Raw genomic sequence first — 16,523 nt, forward strand, 5'->3', positions numbered from 1 at the left:
GGTCGCGTCGCGGCTAGACTCCGCGCATGCTGGACCAGGCCGATCCGACCCTCGTGACCGACGCCGACCTCGCGTGGCTGCGCCGGTGCACCGCCCTCGCGGGCGAGGCGCGGAACCGCACCGACCACCCGTTCGGGTCGATCGTGGTCGCCGCCGACGGCCGCGCGGTCGAGGCGATGAACACCGTCGTCACGACGGGCGACCCGACCGGCCACGCCGAGACGAACGCCGTGCGTGCGGCGTCGCAGGCGCTCACGCCAGAGGAGCTCGCGACCGCGACGCTCTACACGAGCACCGAGCCGTGCGCGATGTGCTCCGGCGCGATCTACTGGAGCGGCATCGCGCGCGTCGTCTACGCGCTCTCGGAGGCGGGGTTGCGCGAGCTCGTCGCGGCGCAGGAGGGCGTGCCGACCATGGAGCTGCCGTGCCGCGAGGTGTTCGCGCGCGGCGGTCGTCCGGTCGCCGTCGCGGGTCCGGCGGAGCTGCCCGAGGCGACCGAGGTGCACGAGGGCTTCTGGACGTGACCGAGCTGCAGACGACGGCGCCGGCCACTACGGGCCGCGTCGCACGCGCGATCTTCGTCATCGCCTACCTCGCGTCGTTCTTCGTCGGCGCCGCGGTGTTCGCGCTCACCGGCGGGATCGGCCCCGTCGTCGCGACGTGGGCCAACCTCGCGATCGTGGTCGTGTTCGCCGCCGTCGGAAGCTGGGTGTATCGCGACACGTGGGCGCGGAGCTTTCGGCTGACGAGGGAGCACCCGTGGGTGACCTTCGGACTGTTCGTGGCCGGCCTCGTGTCGATCTTCGTGCTGCCGACCATCGTCAGCATCGTGGTGTTCCTGCTCGGCGGCAGCCCGACCGGCGTGAACCAGGCCCAACTGGTGTCCGCCCTCGGCGGCCCCGAGACGTGGTGGGTGATCGCGCTCGCGGCGGTCGTGTTCGGGCCGATCGTGGAGGAGCTCGTGTTCCGCGAGGCCCTCGCGTGGCGCTGCCGCCACCGCCTTCCGGCGTGGCTCCTCATCGTCGGCTCCAGCCTGCTGTTCGGCCTCTGGCACCTGAAGGACGTCGCCGACCTCGCGTCGGTGCTCGTCTACGCGAGCATGGGGCTCGTGCTCGCCGGCACGATGTGGCTCACGCGCGGCAACCTCCTCGTCGCCCTGCTCGTGCACGCGGTGCGCAACCTCGTGAGCGTCGTGCTGCTGCTCGCGCTGCTCTGACCGGGCGCAGCCCAGCGAGAGGGCCAGCGCCCCTGCGCCACTTCGGCGGCCTCCGCACCAGTCGAACTGGCGCGAACGTGCGCAAAGTGGCGCAGAGACCGATGCTCGCGCGCGAACGCACCGCCGCGCATGCAGCGCCGCGTCCGCGCTGAGTCAGCGCCGCGGGATCGTCGACCCGCGGATGACGAGCCGCACGGGCAGGTGGTCGACGCCGGCGCCGGGCGCCTCGCCGTCGATCGCCTCGAAGATGCGCATGGCCGCGGCCCGTCCGAGCTGCTGCAGGTTCGCGTCGATGCTCGTCAGCTCGGGGCGTGAGTTGGTGGCGAGCACCTCCCAGTTGTCGTAGCCGATGACGGCGATGTCCTCGGGCACCCGCTTGCCGAGGTCCCGAAGCGTGTCGAGCGCGCCGCGCGCGATCTGGTCGGACGCGCAGAAGATCCCGTCGATGTCGGGATGCTGCGAGAGCAGGAGCGCCGACGCGTCGCGGCCCCAGTGCTCCGACCACTCGGAGAAGAGCACGTCGCCGACGAGCTCGAGCCCGGCGTCGGCGAGGGCCGCCCGCACGCCGACCGCGCGGTCCTGCGCCGCCGCGTAGGTCGGGTCGCCGCTGATGTGGGCGATGCGCCGCCGCCCGGTCGCGACGAGGTGCTCGATCGCGAGGCGCCCGCCGCCGACGTTGTCGGGCGTGACCGAGACATCCGTCGGGTCGTCGGAGGGAGCATACGCGTAGACGACCGGCACGGGGAGGTCGTGCCCGAGCGAGGGCCGTGGGTCGGTCTGCCGGCCCACCACGATGATGCCGTCGACGCGGCGGTTGAGCAGCGCCTTGAGGTGGTGCTGCTCGCGGATGGCGTCGCCGCGCGCGTCGCAGAGGAACACGTTCACCTGGCCGGCGCCGAACGCGTCCTCGGCGCCCATGAGGATCGGGATGACGAAGCGGCCCTCGAGGTCGCTCGTGAGGAGGCCGACGGTGCCGGTGCGGCCGGCGATGAGGCTGCGCGCGAGCTGGTTGGGCGTGAACGACAACTCCTCGGCGGCGGCGATCACGCGCTTGCGTGTGGCGGGCGCCACCTGGTCGCGCCCGTTGATGGCCTTCGATGCGGTGGCGAGCGAGACGCCGGCGAGGCGCGCGACATCGCTCAGCGTGGCCGCCCGGCCGCCGGGGGAGTCTGTTCGCGCCATCCGTGTCGCCCTTCCGAGTGAAACGCTACCGGAAGTCGTGCTTGACGCCGGTGACATCGCCAGAGTAGCGTGCCGAAAGGCATTTCGGTGATTTTCGGAACCGATGCCGTGCAATCACATTCCGGGCTTCCCCCGAGCCCGCTCGATGATGAGCTAGGAGATCTTCAGATGACACGCATCACTCGCCGGATGACGCGGGCCACGGCCCTGCTCGCCGCCGGCGCCCTCGCCGTCGGACTCGCCGCCTGCTCGCAGGGCTCCGAGCCCGCCAGCAACCTCTCGGACGCGGGCGCCGAAGGCGTCGACGACGGCTCGACCCTCACCCTCTGGACCCGCGCACCCCTCGAGAAGCAGGCCAACCTCCTCGTCGACGCCTACAACGCGTCGCACGAGAACCAGGTCGAGCTCACGGTCGTGCCGAACGACGACTATGTCGCCAAGGTGGGCGCCGCGGCCGGCTCGGGCGGCCTGCCCGACCTGTTCGCCGCCGACATCGTCTACGTGCCGAACTGGGTGGAGCAGGGGCTCTTCCAGGACATCACGGCCAACATCGACGGCTTCGACTTCAAGGACGAGATCAACACGGGCCACCTCTCGGCCGGCACGCTCGACGGGCAGGAGTACGTGCTCCCGTTCATGCTCGACCTCTCGATGATGTTCTGGAACAAGGACCTCGCGACCGAGGCCGGCCTCGACGCCGAGGCGGGTCCCGCGAACCTCGCGGAGTACGCGGAGTGGGCCAAGGCCATCCAGGCACTGAACAAGCCCGACACGTACGGCACGGCCACGGGCCTGAACTGCGGCGGATGCCTCGTCTTCACGTGGTTCCCGAGCGTCTGGGCCGACGGCGAGGAGGTGCTCTCCGACGACGGCACCGAGTCGCTGCTCGCGAGCGACACCGCGAAGGACGTCTACGCCACGTGGAAGGACCTGTGGGACTCGGGCGCGGTGCTCCCGTCGTCGCAGGACGAGGCGGGCCCGACCTGGACCGCGGGCTTCACCGAGGGCAAGGTCGGCATCCAGTTCTACCCGGCCACGCTGCTCTCGTCGACGCCGTTCGACGCGGGCGTCGCCGGCATCCCCGGCCCGAAGGGCGGCGGCTCGACGTTCGTCGGCGGTGACGGCATCGGCATCTCGAAGGACTCGAAGAAGGCCGCCCAGGCGTGGAACTTCCTCAACTGGCTGATGTCGGAGGATGCGCAGGTGCAGGTGCTCGCGAAGAACAACGACGTGGTCTCCCGCGCCGACCTCGCGAGCAACGAGTACTCCGAGAAGGACCCGCGCCTGATCACGATCAACGAGGTGGCCGGCAATGGCGACACCCCGGTCGCGATCAACTTCCAGCAGGCGTTCAACGCGCCGTCGAGCCCGTGGCTCACGCTCGTGCGGAACGCGGTGCTCGGCGACGGGGACTCCGTCGACGCCGACAACGACGAGATCACGGCGGTGCTCTCGCAGTAGTCGCTCCGACGGCCGATCGGCCGGCGCGCGGACGTCCATGCCGCGCGCCGGCCACCGGCCCCATCGAAAGGCTCCACCACCATGACCGCCACCCTCCCCGCCGACACGGCGGCCGCGGCATCCGGCCCGAAGCGTCGCCGTCCCGGCCGGCGCGGCGCGATCACCGGCTGGCTCTACGCCCTGCCGACCGCGCTCTTCGTGCTCTTCCTCTTCGCCCTGCCGCTGCTGCTCGTGCTGCAGATGTCGGGCTCCGACTGGCCGCTGCTCGGCGGCAACCAGGGCTGGAACTTCCCCGAGAACTACCAGGACGCGGTGTCGAACCGGTTCTTCTGGGACTCGGTCTTCTTCACCCTGAAGTACACGATCCTGACAACGATCATCCTGCTCGCGCTGAGCCTCGGGCTCGCGCTGCTGGTGCAGGAATCGACGCGCTGGAAGGGGCTGCTGCGCACGTCGTTCCTCGTGCCGAGCGCCCTCGGCCTGGCATCCGCGTCGCTGCTCTTCTACGTGCTCTACTCGCCGATCGCCGGGCCGTTCGCCGGGCTGATGAAGGCGTGGGGCTTCACGTTCCTCGGCACTCCCGACGGCGCGCTGTGGTCGACCATCTTCCTCATCGTCTGGCGCTACGCGGGCTTCTACATGCTGCTCATGCTCGTGGGCCTGCAGGGCATCCCCGACGACGTGTACGAGGCGGCGCGCATCGACGGCGCCTCGCGTTGGCAGACGTTCCGCAGCGTGACCATCCCGCTGCTCCGGCCGACGCTCGCGCTCACGACCGTGCTGTGCGTCACCGGCTCGCTGCTCGCGTTCGAGCAGTTCTACATCCTCACGAAGGGCGGACCCGACAACTCGACCATCACGATCGTGCAGCTCATCTACAGCGTCGCCTTCCAGGGCCAGAACGACCTCGGCGTCGCCGGCGCGCTCTCGGTGATCGTGCTGCTCGCGCTCATCGTGATCAACATCGCGCAGATCCGCGCGTTCAACCGGAAGGCCGAGGACTGATGAGCACGACCACCACGCGTCGGCCCTCCGACGAGTCGAATCCCCGCTCCGACAGCACGGTCGCCATCGTCGCGCCCGACTACCGCCGATCGCGCGGCGGTCGCGGCCGCTTCGGAGGCGCCGGCGGGCCCGGCAAGCGCCCCGCGCCGACGTCGTTCGCCGGCCTCGCCCTGCGCACGCCGTACTGGGTCGTCACGGGAGCGCTCGCGCTCCTTTTCCTCTACCCGCTCATCTGGACGGCGATCTCGTCGGTCTCGCCGCTGCCGGGCACGAACCAGGTCGACGGCTGGGGCTTCGGCAACTACGCGACGCTCGCGAACTACCAGGCGGGCATCTGGGTCTACCTGTTCAACTCGACGTTCGTGTCGCTGCTCACGGTGCTGCTGACGCTCGTCATCTCACTGCTCGGCGGCTACGCGTTCGCGCGGTTCCGGTTCCCGGGCAAGGACCTGCTGTTCCTGTCGACGCTCGCGATCCTCATGGTGCCGTACACGACGCTGCTCATCCCGCTCTACGTGCTGCTGAACGCGGTGGGCCTCTCGAACTCGCTCGTCGGCGTCGCGCTCGTGCTCACGATGTTCCAGCTGCCGTTCTCGATGTTCATGATGCGCATCTCGTTCGAGTCCGTTCCGCGCGAGCTCGACGAAGCAGCCATGGTCGACGGATGCTCCAGCTGGCGCGTCCTGTGGCAGGTGCTCGTGCCGGCGGTGAAGCCCGGCCTCATCACCGTGGGGCTGTTCGCCTTCCTCGCCGCCTGGAACGACTTCATGGCCCCGCTGATCCTCATCAGCGACACCAACCGGATGACCCTGCCCCTCGCGATCTCGAACCTGCGCGGCCAGGTGCAGGGCGTCGTCGACTACGGAGCCACGGAGGCGGGCGTCGTCGTCCTCGCCCTGCCGTGCATCCTCCTCTTCCTGATCCTCCAACGTCACTACGTGCGCGGCTTCATGTCGGGCGCCTTCAAGGGATGAACATGACCCGCACCGCGACCACCACCACCGCCCACCTCGTGCCCGTCGCGCCGAGCTCGGGAGCCCTGCGCCCGCTCGGCCTCGACGAGGTGACCATCACGGGCGGGTTCTGGCACCACCGCCAGGAGGTGAACGGCACGAACACGCTCGCGCACATCGAGGGATGGCTCGAGCGCGAGGGCTGGCTGCCGAACTTCGACCTCGCGGCATCCGGTCGACTGCCCGAGGGCCGCCGCGGACGCGAGTTCTCGGACTCCGAGGTCTACAAGTACCTCGAGGCCGTGTCGTGGGAGATCGGCCGCCGCGGCGGCGACGAGGAGCTCGAGGCGCGCCTGCGCCGCATCGTCGCCCGCGTCGCGGCGGCGCAGGAGGACGACGGCTACCTCAACACGCAGTTCGGCCGGCCCGGGCAGGGGCCGCGTTGGTCCGACCTCGAGTGGGGGCACGAGCTGTACTGCCTCGGGCACCTGTTCCAAGCGGCGGTCGCCCGCGTGCGCACGCGTCCCGACGCCGACGACGGGCTCATCGACGTCGCGCGTCGCGCCGCCGACCTCGTGTGCGACGTGTTCGGCGAGGGCGGCGACGAGCGCATCTGCGGTCACGCCGAGATCGAGGTGGGGCTCGCCGAGCTCGGCCGGGCGCTGGGCGAGCCGCGGTACGTCGAGCAGGCGCGCCTGTTCGTGGAACGCCATGGCCGCGGCACGCTGCGCGACATCGAGTGGGGCCGCTCGTACTACCAGGACGACGTCGCCGTGCGCGACGCCGACGTGCTGCGCGGCCATGCCGTGCGGGCGAACTACCTGGCCTCGGGTGCCACGGATGTCGCGGTCGAGACCGGCGACGACGAGCTGCTGCGCGCGCTCGACCGCCAGTGGGATGCGACCGTCGCCCGCCGCACGTACGTCACGGGCGGGCAGGGCTCGCACCACCAGGACGAGGCGTTCGGCGACGACTGGGAGCTGCCCGCCGACCGGGCGTACTCCGAGACGTGCGCGGGCGTGGCATCCGTCATGTTCAGCTGGCGCCTGCTGCTCGCCCAGGGCGACCCGCGGCACGCCGACCAGATCGAGCGCACGCTCTTCAACGTGATCGAGACGTCGCCGTCGGCCCAGGGCACGGCGTTCTACTACGCGAACACGCTGCACCAGCGGCAGCCGGGCTCCGAGGCCGAGGCCGACGTGGTCTCGCCGCGGGCCCACTCGTCGCTGCGCGCGCCGTGGTTCGACGTGTCGTGCTGCCCGCCCAACACGGCGCGCACGTTCGCGAGCCTCGCCGCCTACGTCGCAACGGCGGATGCCTCGGGCCTCCAGCTGCACCAGTACGCGCCCGCGTCGATCCGCACCACGCTCGCCGACGGGCAGGAGGTCGCGCTCGAGGTGTCGACCGAGTACCCGGCGTCGGGTGTCGTGCGCGTGCGCGTGCTGACGGATGCCGCGACGCCGTGGACCCTCTCGCTCCGCGTCCCGGCGTGGGCGTCGGGTGCGTCGCTCGTGGTGCGCCCGGCCGGATCCGGGCTCGAGCAGCGCATGCCCGCCGCGCGCGGGGTCGTCTCCGTCGAGCGCCTGTTCGCGGCCGGCGACGAGGTCGTGCTCGAGCTGCCCGTCGCGCCGCGGTTCACGCGTCCCGACTCCCGGGTCGATGCGGTGCGCGGATGCCTCGTGGTGGAGCGCGGGCCCGAGGTGTTCGCGCTCGAGTCGGTCGACCTCGCGGGCACGGTGCTCGAGGCATCCGACTTCGCGGACCTGCGCGTGGACGCGGCCGTGGAGCCGCGGGAGGTCGCCGACGGCGGCGTGGTCGTGGCGGTCGTCGACGAGCGCACGGGCGCCCGCGCCGAGGTGCCGCTCGTGCGGTACCACGACTGGGCCGAGCGCGGCCCGTCGCGCATGCGCGTCTGGGTGCCGGTCGTCGGGAGCTGAGCGCCCCGCAGGCACGGAAGACGTCCGGGACGGTGGCCGCACCACCGCCCCGGACGTCGGTCCGATCGCGCCGCGGGGCGCGTCAGCGCATCAGCGCCTCCCGCATCAGCCGCGGCCGTTCGCCGATGCCGCCGGCATCGTGATGTTCAGCTGCAGCGTGTCGGTGAGCCGGATGTCCCGCGACGACGAGCCGACCGAGATCTCGTACGACCCCTTCGGCGAGACCCACCGGTCGGCGTCCACGTCCCAGATCGAGAACGGCTGGTTGCTCGCCGCCGAGTCCACCACGAGCTCGACGCGCGTGCTCTCGCCGGCGGCCAGCTCGACGCGGTCGAACGAGACCAGGCGCTTGCCCGGCTCGCCCGCGGCATCCGGCAGCGTGAGGTACACCTGCGGGATCTCGGCGCCGTCGCGGTCGCCCGTGTTGGTGACCGTGAAGGAGACCGTCGCGACCGCGCGCTCGTTCGTGCGGCGCTCGCGATCGACCTGCACCTTCAGGTCCGAGTACTCGAACGACGTGTACGAGAGGCCGTAGCCGAACTCGAACAGCGGGTCGATGTCCTGCTCGTCGTACCACTTGTAGCCGACCTCGAGGCCCTCGGCGTACGACACCTGGCGGATCTCGTTCGAGCCGGCCGGTCGCGTCGTCGAGCCGTCCGAGAAGATGCCGGGGTACTGCGCGGTCGAGGCGCCCGTGGGCGTGTCGGCCACCGACTTCGGGAATGTCATGGGCAGCTTCGCCGACGGGTTCACGTCGCCCCAGAGCAGCGCCGCGAGCGCCGGGCCGAACTGCTCGCCCGAGTGCCAGGCGTGCAGCACCGCGTCGACCTCGCCGAGCCACGGCATCTCCACCGCGCTGCCCGCGTTGAGCACCGCGACGGTCCGGTCGGATGCCGCGGCCACCGCCGAGATGAGGGCGTCGCCGTTGGCGTCGAGGTGCAGGTCGGCGAGGTCCGTCGTCTCGCCCATCGTGTAGTGGCCGAAGACGATCGCGACATCCGCCTGCGCCGCGACGGCCGCCGCCTGTGCGGTGTCGGCGCCGTTGGCGTAGAGCACCTGCCCGCCGGCCTGCTGCACCCGCTGGGTGATGCCGGTCAGCGGATCGACGATCGCATCGCAGTTGAGGGCCGTGCTGCGGGCGAACACGAGGTACCAGGCGCAGCCGGTCTTCGCGCTCACGCCGGCGGTCGGCGTCGCCGAGGCGGTCTGGCCGATGACGGCGACCGTCGGGGCATCCTCCGCGAGCGGCAGCACGCCGTCGTTCTTCAGCAGCACCGTGCTCTGCTCGGCGATCTCGCGGGCGAGCGCCTTGTGGGCGGGCGTCGACACGTTCGGGATCGCCGTCGCCGGGACCGGGTGGTCGAACAGGCCCTTCTCGATGTAGGTGTGCACCACGTCGAACGCGGCCTGCTCGATCTGCGCCTGCGTGATCTCGCCGGCCGCGAGCGCGGCGTCGAGGCGCACGGGCGTGTACCAGATCGGGCGGTTGAGCTCCTGGTCGAGTCCTGCGTCCAGGGACGCGGCCGTCGAGTGCACCGAGCCGAAGTCGCTCATGACGTAGCCGTCGAAGCCGGCCTGCTCGCCGAGGCTCGTCGTGAGGATCGGGTTCTCGCAGGCGTAGACGCCGTTGACCTGGTTGTACGAGCACATGACGCTGCCGGGGTCGCTCTCCGTGATCGCGATCTCGTAGGGCAGGTCGTAGACCTGGCGCAGCGTGCGCTCGTCCATGTTCGACGAGCTCGTCTGGCGGTCGACCTCCTGCTCGTTCGCGACGTAGTGCTTGAGGTTCGCGACGACGGGCTTGTCGGGGTTGCCGTGCTCGAGGCCCTTCACGTTGGCCGCGGCCATGAGCCCCGAGAGCAGCGGGTCCTCGCCGAAGTACTCGGAGCCGCGGCCCGAGAGCGGAGTGCGGCCGCTCGCGATGCCCGGGCCGAGCACGACGGCGCTGCGGCTGTCGAACGACTCGCTCGCGTGCGCGACGGCCTTCTCCTCGCCGAGGGCGAGGTTCCACGTCGAGGCGACGGCGATGGGGCCGGGCCACGCCGTCGTGCCGGCCTTCGTGTAGACGCCGTCGGGTCCGTTGGCGTAGATCACGGCCGGCGTGCACGGCACCTGCACCGGGTAGACGACGCCGCCCGTCCACGTCGTGCGCAGCGGGTCGTTCGCCGGCTGCTCGACCAGCCAGCGGTACATCTGGTGCTGCGTGCTCGCGTCCAGCAGCGCGTGCGCCCGCTGGTCGGCCGACTTCGACGTGTCCATCCACGGATACGCCGAACAGTCCTCGGCCGTCGCGGGTGCGGCGGCGGTGGCGACGACGCCGCCGGCGGCGATCGTCACCCCGATCGCCACGGCCGCGAGCCGCCGCCACCGGCTGCGCGCCGGTCGTGCGGTGATCGAATCCATCGATCTCTCCCTCTTCCTTGAAGGTGTCCCCTGACGGGCGTGCCCCGCCAAGCCCTGTGGTCGGCTCGCCGTGGAGATCGATCTATGTAGACCGATCTACACTCTGAACCGTTTCACAGCCTAGCCACGAGGCGGTCGTCGAGGGAAGGGGTGGTGCGGATTTCGTGACGGATGTCGCGTGCTCGCCGACGGATGTCGCGTGGCGAGGCCGGCTCAGCCCTCGGTCGGCCCCGGCGTCGAGCTCACGATGCCCTGCTCGGAGTCGAGGGCCACGCTGCCGCCGTACTGGCCGAAGAACACGAGGTCGTAGCGCGTGCCGTCGACGCTCGTCTCGTAGTCCACCTCGGTGCCGTCGGGCAGCCCCGCGACCACGAATCCGTCGAGCGTGAGCAGGAGGTCGCCGTTGGTGGCGACGGCGAGCGTGGTCGGGTAGGTGCCGGTCGTCTGCCGCGCGGCATCCAGCATCTGCTCGGCCACCCGGGCGGATGCCTCGAGCTGCCGCAGCTCGTCGTCGACGGGCCGCACGACCGACGGTGGCGCTGCCGGCGGCGCGTCGCCTCGCTCGGCGAGGACCGACATGAACAGGTAGGGGACGAACGAGATCGCGAGGAGCGCGAGCGCCACGACGGACAGGATGATGCCGATGAACGCGTTCGTCGCTCGTTGGTGAGCGCCCACCGCGCGCACCCGCACGACGAGTCCGAGCACCAGGGCGAGCACGGCGAGCGCCGCGAGGCCGCCCGTCGCGATCGGATCGCGGAACGGCGTGACCATGGTGAGCAGCGCGGCGGCGATGCCGACGACGAGCGACACCGTGCCGAGTGCATCGAGCCAGCCCGTGACGGCGGGCCGGCGCTGCGGCACGACGGTGATCGGCTGGTCGCCGTCGCTCGGCGCCGCCGCGGTCGCCGGAGGCACCGGGGGCGCAGGGGCCGCGGGCGGCGTGCTGCTCGGAGGCGCTGCCGACATCGTGGGGCCCTCCTCGTGTCCGATCGGTGTGCCTGCTGTGGCACCATCTTCCGACCGTGCAGGCGGCGCGAACCTCTCGATCCGGTCACGACGGTCTCGATCCGGTCACGACGGTCTCGATCCGATCACGACGGTCTCGAACAGGTCACGACGGTCTCGAACAGGTCACGCGCCGGTCTCGATCCGGTCACGAACGCTGCCGGGCCGAGGGAAATGCATGAGATTCCGGCGGATGCCCCGCTGCTGAGCCTCATCACGCGGAATCTCATGCATCTGCACGGTGGGGGCCGTGGTGCGCCCGAGTTGATGAGGCGGGAGTGGCGGCATCCTTGCGCACCATGGCAGTCTGGCCGGATGCAGCGCAGGAACCATCGGGTCGCTGTGCTCGTGCTCGACGGGGCGAAGCCGCTCGACGTCGGCATCCCGGCGCAGATCTTCTCGACGCGGCAGAGCATGCCGTACGAGGTACGGGTGTGCGGCGCGCATCCCGGCATGGTGACCGGCGGCGACGGGCTCTCGTACCACGTGGCCGACGGACTCGAGGCGTTCGAGTGGGCGGAGACGATCTTCATCCCGGGCTACCGGCACCCCGACCGGGAGGATCCGCCGCCCGAGGTGGTCGACGCCCTGCGCGCGGCGCACGCGCGCGGCGCCCGGCTCGCGGCGATCTCCACGGGCGCGTTCGCGCTCGCCGCGACGGGACTGCTCGACGGACGGCGCGCCACGACGCACTGGCACTACACGCACGCGCTGCAGGCGCGGCATCCGTCGATCAGGGTCGATGAGAACGTGCTGTTCGTCGACGAGGGGAGCGTGCTCACGTCCGCGGGCGCGGCATCCGGGATCGACCTGTGCCTGCACCTCGTGCGGCGCGACCACGGCGTCGGCCTGTCGAACCACGTCGCGCGCCGGCTCGTGGCCGCGCCCTATCGCAGCGGCGGCCAGGCGCAGTACGTGCCCCGCGCGCTGCCCGAGCCGCTCGGCGAGCTCTTCGCGGCGACGCGCCAGTGGGCGATGGAGCGCCTCGGGCAGCCGCTCACGCTCGGCGACCTCGCGCGCAACGCGAACGTGTCGGCGCGCACGTTCTCGCGGCGCTTCGTCGAGGACACGGGCTACACGCCCATGCAGTGGATCCTGCGCGCCCGCATCGACCACGCACGCGAACTGCTCGAGCGCACCGACCTCGGCGTCGAGCAGATCGCCGATCGCGTCGGCCTCGGCACGGGCGCGAACCTGCGGCTGCACTTCCACCGCATCCTCGGGACGTCGCCGAGCGAGTACCGGCACACGTTCGCGGCCCACCCGACGGTCGAGTAGGCGGCGAAGCACCACCCGGTGGTCGAGTACGCGGCGAAGCAGCACCCGTGGTCGAGTAGGCAGCGAAGCAGCCGTATCGAGACCCAGCGGATGCCGCAGCGCGGGCTCGCAGCCTCAGGCCAGTGCGGCCCGGCGCTCCGAGAGCACGGCCGCGTGCTCGGTGCGCGCGAGGAAGTCGCGGATCGTATCGCGGCTGCGGCTGAGGCAGGCGATGCGCTCCTCGATGCCGGTGAGCTCGTGCGCCAGCATGTCGGCGACCGTGCGCGGGCAGCTCGGGCGCTCGTCGGCCGCGGCGTCCTCGAGCTCGAGCACCTCCTTCACGAGGCGTGTCGTGAGGCCAGCCTGCACCAGGCCGGCGACGCGGATGACGCGGTCGACGTGCTCCTCGTCGTACTCGCGGTACCCGTTGGGCTGCCGGTTCGGGGCGAGCAGCCCCTGCTGCTCGTAGTACCTGACCAGCCGCGGGGAGACGCCCGCGCGGCTCGCGAGCTCGCCGATCTTCATGGGGCCGCCTCCTGGGAGCGGGCGATCCGCGACGCAGACCTTGACATTGACATCAATGTCAGAGTTTAGCGTCGAAGCATGGACCGCACCAGCACCCGGATCACCCCCTCCGAAGCCGCACTCCCGACCCGCCCGGCGCCGGCGCCGCGCGGCCTTCCGTGGTCGTCGCTGCTCGTGCTCGGCGGCACCGCGTTCGTGATGGTCACCGCCGAGATGCTCCCGACCGCGGTGCTCCCCGAGATGAGCGCGGGGCTCGGCGTGACCGAGGCGCAGACCGGCTTCCTCGTGTCGCTGTGGGCCGCGGTCGTGGTCGTGGGCAGCCTGCCGCTCGTGCGCCTCACGCGCCGGCTCGACCGGCGCAACGTCGTCGTCTGGAGCCTCGTGGGGCTCGCGGCATCCGTCGCGGTGACGGCACTGGCGCCGACGTACCCGATCGCGGTCGGCGGGCGGCTCGCCGGTGCGCTCGCCGTCGGCCTGCTCTGGGCGACGACGAACGCGTACACCGCCGACCTCGTCGCCGATCGCGACCTGGCCCGCGCGGTCGCCGTGGTGCTCGGCGGCGCGACGCTCGGCACGGTGCTGGGCACGCCGATCGGGAGCCTCGTCGCGCAAGGGGTCGGCTGGCGGGCCGCGTTCGTCGGGCTCGCGGTCGCCGCGGTCGTGGCGGCGGTGCTCGTGCGCACGGTGGTGCGGCGCCCGACCGCGGCGCACGCTGCGACGGATGCTGCGACGGTTGCCGCGCCCACCCCGACCACGCCGGCCGCCGCGCCCACCCCGATCACCGCGCCGGATGCCGCGCCCACCGCGACCACGACGACGGATGCCGCGCCGCCGGATGACCCGACCACCCCCGCCACCCCGGCGGCCACCGGAACCCTGCGCCCGATGCTCGCGATCGTCGGACTCGTCGCGCTGCTGCTCGTCGGGCACTACGGCGTCTACACGTTCGTCACGCGACTCGTCGAGGCGCCGGCGCAGGCGATGCCCGGGGGCGTCGGCGGCATGCTGCTCGCGTTCGGCGTCGCGTCGTGGCTCGGCATCGTGCTCGCCGGACGGTTCGGCGCGCGCACCGCCCGGGTGCTCGTCGCGGGCGCGTTCGTCACCGCGATCGCCGTCGCCGCGCTCGCCCTCGTCGGCGTGCACCCGGTAATCGGCATCGCGGTCGTCGTGGTCTGGGGCGTGGCATCCGGTGCGCTCCCGGCCCTCGCGCAGACGATGATCCTGCGCCTGGCCGGCACCGAGCGACGGTCGCTCGCGGGCGCGCTCATCCCGGTCGTGTTCAACCTCGGCATCGCGATCGGCGCGGGCCTGGCGGCACTCGTCGTCGATGCCTCGGGCGTCGCGGCGCTGCCGCCGCTGGGCGCCGCGGTCGTGGCCGTTGCCGCGCTGGGGCTGTTCGTCGTGCTGCGGCGCTCGCGCGAGGAAGCGGCCTGAGCTACACGTCCACGCCGGGCACGATCCCCACGCCTGGATTCGAGATGCCGGCGATCCAGTTCGGCGCCATCGGTAGCAGCACGCCGTAGTAGATCGCCATGATGAGCGCGAACATCGCGTACGCCATGATCACCATCGTGAGGATGCCGAGCACGGTCCCGAGCACCGCCGGCCACGACACCGGGTGCTCGATCGCGCGGAAGCGGCTCCGCGCCATGAGCCCGAACCAGATCGCGAAGCCGCCGAAGAACGCGACCACGGCGACGCGCCCGATCTCGCCCGCGAGCGGCACCAGGAACGCCACGGCGAGGGATGCGGCCCCGATGCCGAGCGAGGTCCACGCGAAGAAGCGCGCCCAGCCGGCGCCCGCGGTGTGCTCGTAGGGGATCATCCGAACGATTCTGCCCGGTTCGCGCCCCGCGGCGCGAGGATGGATCCATGCCGACCCGGCTCCTGCTCATCTCCGACACGCACGTGCCGGCGCGCGCGAAGCGCCTGCCCGACAGGGTCTGGCGCGCGGTCGACGAGGCCGACGTGGTCGTGCACGCGGGCGACTGGGTGGATGCCGCGACGCTCGACGCCCTCGAAGCCCGTGCGGCGCGGCTCGTCGGGGTCTTCGGCAACAACGACGGCGCGGCGCTGCGGGCCCGGCTGCCCGAGGTCGCACGGTTCGAGCTCGAGGGCCTGCGGTTCGGCGTCGTGCACGAGACGGGTCCTGCGACCGGGCGAGGGCTCCGAGCGGATGCCGCGTACGCCGGCAGCGGCGACGGGCGCCCCGAGCTCGACGTGCTCGTGTTCGGGCACAGCCACATCCCGTGGGACGCCGTGACGCCACGCGGCATCCGCCTGCTGAACCCCGGATCGCCGACCGACCGGCGACGCCAGCCGGTGTGCACGATGATGACCGCGATCGCGGATGCCGGGGAGCTGCGCGAGGTCGAGCTCGTGCCCGTCGAGCGCTGAGGCTCGGCATCCGTCGCCTGCCTCCGGGCGGTGCGTCGCGGCATCCGCTGCCTCGATCGAGGGCGCGAACATCGTGGCGTGATCCTTGCGCATGCTGTCGCTCCGGCCACTGCCGCGGACGCCGCGCATCGACGATCCTCGTGGGGTACCACCGGGAACGAAAGGAACCCCCGCATGACCCGCATCGCCGTGAACGGCTTCGGACGCATCGGCCGCAACACGCTGCGCGCCCTCCTCGAGCGCGACTCCGACCTCGAGATCGTGGCCGTGAACGACCTCACCGACCCGAAGGCGCTCGCCCAGCTGCTGCGCTTCGACAGCTCGCTCGGTCGCCTCGGCCGCCCCGTCGAGGTCGAGGGCGACGAGCTCGTCGTCGACGGCCGCCGCATCAAGGTCCTCGCCGAGCGCGACCCCGCGAACCTGCCGTGGAAGGAGCTCGAGGTCGACGTCGTGCTCGAATCGACCGGCCGCTTCACGTCCGCCGAGGCCGCCAAGGCGCACCTCGAGGCCGGCGCACGAAAGGTGCTCGTGAGCGCGCCCTCCGACGGCGCCGACGTGACGCTCGCCTACGGCGTGAACACCGACGCGTACGACGCGGCATCCCACACCATCGTGTCGAACGCCTCGTGCACCACGAACGCGCTCGCGCCGCTCGCCTCGGTGCTCGACGACCTCGCCGGCATCGAGCACGGCTTCATGACCACGGTGCACGCCTACACGCAGGAGCAGAACCTGCAGGACGGCCCGCACCGCGACCCGCGCCGCGCCCGCGCCGCCGGCGTGAACATCGTGCCGACCACGACGGGCGCCGCGAAGGCGATCGGCCTCGTGCTGCCGGGCCTCGACGGCAAGCTGTCGGGCGACTCGATCCGCGTGCCCGTGCCCGTCGGCTCGATCGTCGAGCTCAACACGACGGTGTCGCGCGAGGTCACCCGCGACGAGGTGCTCGCCGCGTACCGGGCCGCCGCGTCCGGACCCCTCGCCGGCGTCCTCGAGTACTCGGAGGACCCCCTCGTGTCGTCGGACATTACCGGCAACCCGGCGTCGTCCATCTTCGACGCGGCGCTCACCCGGGTCGACGGGAAGCACGTCAAGGTCGTCGCCTGGTACGACAACGAGTGGGGCTTCTCGAACCGCGTGATCGACACGCTGGAGCTGCTCGCTCAGGGCTGAGACGCT

General features: G+C 71.8%; 15 protein-coding genes. 10 read left to right on the forward strand and 5 right to left on the reverse strand.

The window, feature by feature from the left end:
- Window positions 1-26: 26 nt before the first annotated feature.
- Together ACWEOH_RS10810 and ACWEOH_RS10815 are read left to right on the forward strand one after the other, a co-directional pair.
- On the forward strand, window positions 27-524 hold the full coding sequence (locus tag ACWEOH_RS10810) for a nucleoside deaminase (RefSeq protein ID WP_452030786.1): 498 nt from the start codon (window positions 27-29) through the stop codon (window positions 522-524).
- Window positions 521-1,216, forward strand: coding sequence for a CPBP family intramembrane glutamic endopeptidase (locus tag ACWEOH_RS10815; RefSeq protein WP_452030788.1), 696 nt, complete (start codon window positions 521-523; stop codon window positions 1,214-1,216). The genes ACWEOH_RS10810 and ACWEOH_RS10815 overlap by 4 nt, the downstream gene beginning before the upstream one ends.
- 153 nt (window positions 1,217-1,369) lie before the next feature.
- Here ACWEOH_RS10815 and ACWEOH_RS10820 read toward each other — a convergent pair whose 3' ends face one another.
- Complete coding sequence (locus ACWEOH_RS10820) at window positions 1,370-2,398, reverse strand: LacI family DNA-binding transcriptional regulator (protein WP_452030790.1); 1,029 nt, start codon at window positions 2,396-2,398, stop codon at window positions 1,370-1,372.
- Between the two features lie 168 nt (window positions 2,399-2,566).
- Between ACWEOH_RS10820 and ACWEOH_RS10825 the strand changes: the two genes are divergently transcribed.
- The 4 genes from ACWEOH_RS10825 (at window position 2,567) to ACWEOH_RS10840 (ending at window position 7,754) form a co-directional block, all read left to right on the forward strand.
- Entirely contained in the window at window positions 2,567-3,859 is a 1,293-nt protein-coding gene (locus ACWEOH_RS10825) for an ABC transporter substrate-binding protein (protein WP_452030792.1), read from the forward strand.
- Between the two features lie 81 nt (window positions 3,860-3,940).
- A complete protein-coding gene (locus ACWEOH_RS10830) occupies window positions 3,941-4,864 on the forward strand; it encodes a carbohydrate ABC transporter permease (protein WP_452030794.1) in 924 nt (307 codons plus the stop codon).
- A complete protein-coding gene (locus ACWEOH_RS10835) occupies window positions 4,864-5,838 on the forward strand; it encodes a carbohydrate ABC transporter permease (protein WP_452030796.1) in 975 nt (324 codons plus the stop codon). Before ACWEOH_RS10830 ends, ACWEOH_RS10835 begins: the two co-directional genes overlap by 1 nt.
- Window positions 5,835-7,754 carry a glycoside hydrolase family 127 protein gene (locus ACWEOH_RS10840; protein WP_452030798.1) on the forward strand — a complete coding sequence of 640 codons (1,920 nt, stop codon included), beginning with the start codon at window positions 5,835-5,837 and terminating at the stop codon, window positions 7,752-7,754. The genes ACWEOH_RS10835 and ACWEOH_RS10840 overlap by 4 nt, the downstream gene beginning before the upstream one ends.
- 105 nt (window positions 7,755-7,859) lie before the next feature.
- Here the strand turns inward: ACWEOH_RS10840 and ACWEOH_RS10845 are convergent, their stop codons facing one another.
- Window positions 7,860-10,157: a beta-glucosidase gene (locus ACWEOH_RS10845; RefSeq protein ID WP_452030800.1), complete on the reverse strand. Its 2,298-nt coding sequence runs from the start codon at window positions 10,155-10,157 to the stop codon at window positions 7,860-7,862.
- A gap of 213 nt (window positions 10,158-10,370) precedes the next feature.
- Window positions 10,371-11,126: a hypothetical protein gene (locus ACWEOH_RS10850; protein WP_452030802.1), complete on the reverse strand. Its 756-nt coding sequence runs from the start codon at window positions 11,124-11,126 to the stop codon at window positions 10,371-10,373.
- Window positions 11,127-11,480: 354 nt separating this feature from the next.
- Between ACWEOH_RS10850 and ACWEOH_RS10855 the strand changes: the two genes are divergently transcribed.
- The gene (locus tag ACWEOH_RS10855) at window positions 11,481-12,443 is read left to right on the forward strand and encodes a GlxA family transcriptional regulator (RefSeq protein ID WP_452030803.1); all 963 of its coding nucleotides are present in this window, start codon (window positions 11,481-11,483) and stop codon (window positions 12,441-12,443) included.
- Between the two features lie 114 nt (window positions 12,444-12,557).
- Here the strand turns inward: ACWEOH_RS10855 and ACWEOH_RS10860 are convergent, their stop codons facing one another.
- Window positions 12,558-12,947, reverse strand: a complete 390-nt coding sequence (locus ACWEOH_RS10860; RefSeq protein ID WP_452030805.1) for a MerR family transcriptional regulator — start codon at window positions 12,945-12,947, stop codon at window positions 12,558-12,560.
- Window positions 12,948-13,025: 78 nt separating this feature from the next.
- Between ACWEOH_RS10860 and ACWEOH_RS10865 the strand changes: the two genes are divergently transcribed.
- On the forward strand, window positions 13,026-14,381 hold the full coding sequence (locus tag ACWEOH_RS10865; protein WP_452030807.1) for an MFS transporter: 1,356 nt from the start codon (window positions 13,026-13,028) through the stop codon (window positions 14,379-14,381).
- 1 nt (window position 14,382) lies between these two features.
- Here the strand turns inward: ACWEOH_RS10865 and ACWEOH_RS10870 are convergent, their stop codons facing one another.
- Entirely contained in the window at window positions 14,383-14,772 is a 390-nt protein-coding gene (locus ACWEOH_RS10870; protein ID WP_452030809.1) for a hypothetical protein, read from the reverse strand.
- 47 nt (window positions 14,773-14,819) lie between these two features.
- Between ACWEOH_RS10870 and ACWEOH_RS10875 the strand changes: the two genes are divergently transcribed.
- Together ACWEOH_RS10875 and gap are read left to right on the forward strand one after the other, a co-directional pair.
- Complete coding sequence (locus tag ACWEOH_RS10875; RefSeq protein WP_452030811.1) at window positions 14,820-15,344, forward strand: metallophosphoesterase family protein; 525 nt, start codon at window positions 14,820-14,822, stop codon at window positions 15,342-15,344.
- A gap of 174 nt (window positions 15,345-15,518) precedes the next feature.
- The gene (gap, locus tag ACWEOH_RS10880) at window positions 15,519-16,517 is read left to right on the forward strand and encodes a type I glyceraldehyde-3-phosphate dehydrogenase (RefSeq protein WP_452030813.1); all 999 of its coding nucleotides are present in this window, start codon (window positions 15,519-15,521) and stop codon (window positions 16,515-16,517) included.
- The last annotated feature ends 6 nt before the right edge of the window (window positions 16,518-16,523 follow it).

Source organism: Agromyces sp. NPDC004153, assembly GCF_053603635.1.

What these genes read in the sequence shown, in the direction of transcription:
- ACWEOH_RS10810 (WP_452030786.1), top strand. Translation starts at nt 27, where the DNA reads ATGCTGGACCAGGCCGATCCGACCCTCGTGACCGACGCCGACCTCGCG.
- ACWEOH_RS10820 (WP_452030790.1), bottom strand. Translation starts at nt 2,398, where the DNA reads ATGGCGCGAACAGACTCCCCCGGCGGCCGGGCGGCCACGCTGAGCGAT.
- ACWEOH_RS10825 (WP_452030792.1), top strand. Translation starts at nt 2,567, where the DNA reads ATGACACGCATCACTCGCCGGATGACGCGGGCCACGGCCCTGCTCGCC.
- ACWEOH_RS10830 (WP_452030794.1), top strand. Translation starts at nt 3,941, where the DNA reads ATGACCGCCACCCTCCCCGCCGACACGGCGGCCGCGGCATCCGGCCCG.
- ACWEOH_RS10835 (WP_452030796.1), top strand. Translation starts at nt 4,864, where the DNA reads ATGAGCACGACCACCACGCGTCGGCCCTCCGACGAGTCGAATCCCCGC.
- ACWEOH_RS10840 (WP_452030798.1), top strand. Translation starts at nt 5,835, where the DNA reads ATGAACATGACCCGCACCGCGACCACCACCACCGCCCACCTCGTGCCC.
- ACWEOH_RS10845 (WP_452030800.1), bottom strand. Translation starts at nt 10,157, where the DNA reads ATGGATTCGATCACCGCACGACCGGCGCGCAGCCGGTGGCGGCGGCTC.
- ACWEOH_RS10850 (WP_452030802.1), bottom strand. Translation starts at nt 11,126, where the DNA reads ATGTCGGCAGCGCCTCCGAGCAGCACGCCGCCCGCGGCCCCTGCGCCC.
- ACWEOH_RS10855 (WP_452030803.1), top strand. Translation starts at nt 11,481, where the DNA reads ATGCAGCGCAGGAACCATCGGGTCGCTGTGCTCGTGCTCGACGGGGCG.
- ACWEOH_RS10860 (WP_452030805.1), bottom strand. Translation starts at nt 12,947, where the DNA reads ATGAAGATCGGCGAGCTCGCGAGCCGCGCGGGCGTCTCCCCGCGGCTG.
- ACWEOH_RS10865 (WP_452030807.1), top strand. Translation starts at nt 13,026, where the DNA reads ATGGACCGCACCAGCACCCGGATCACCCCCTCCGAAGCCGCACTCCCG.
- ACWEOH_RS10870 (WP_452030809.1), bottom strand. Translation starts at nt 14,772, where the DNA reads ATGATCCCCTACGAGCACACCGCGGGCGCCGGCTGGGCGCGCTTCTTC.
- ACWEOH_RS10875 (WP_452030811.1), top strand. Translation starts at nt 14,820, where the DNA reads ATGCCGACCCGGCTCCTGCTCATCTCCGACACGCACGTGCCGGCGCGC.
- gap (WP_452030813.1), top strand. Translation starts at nt 15,519, where the DNA reads ATGACCCGCATCGCCGTGAACGGCTTCGGACGCATCGGCCGCAACACG.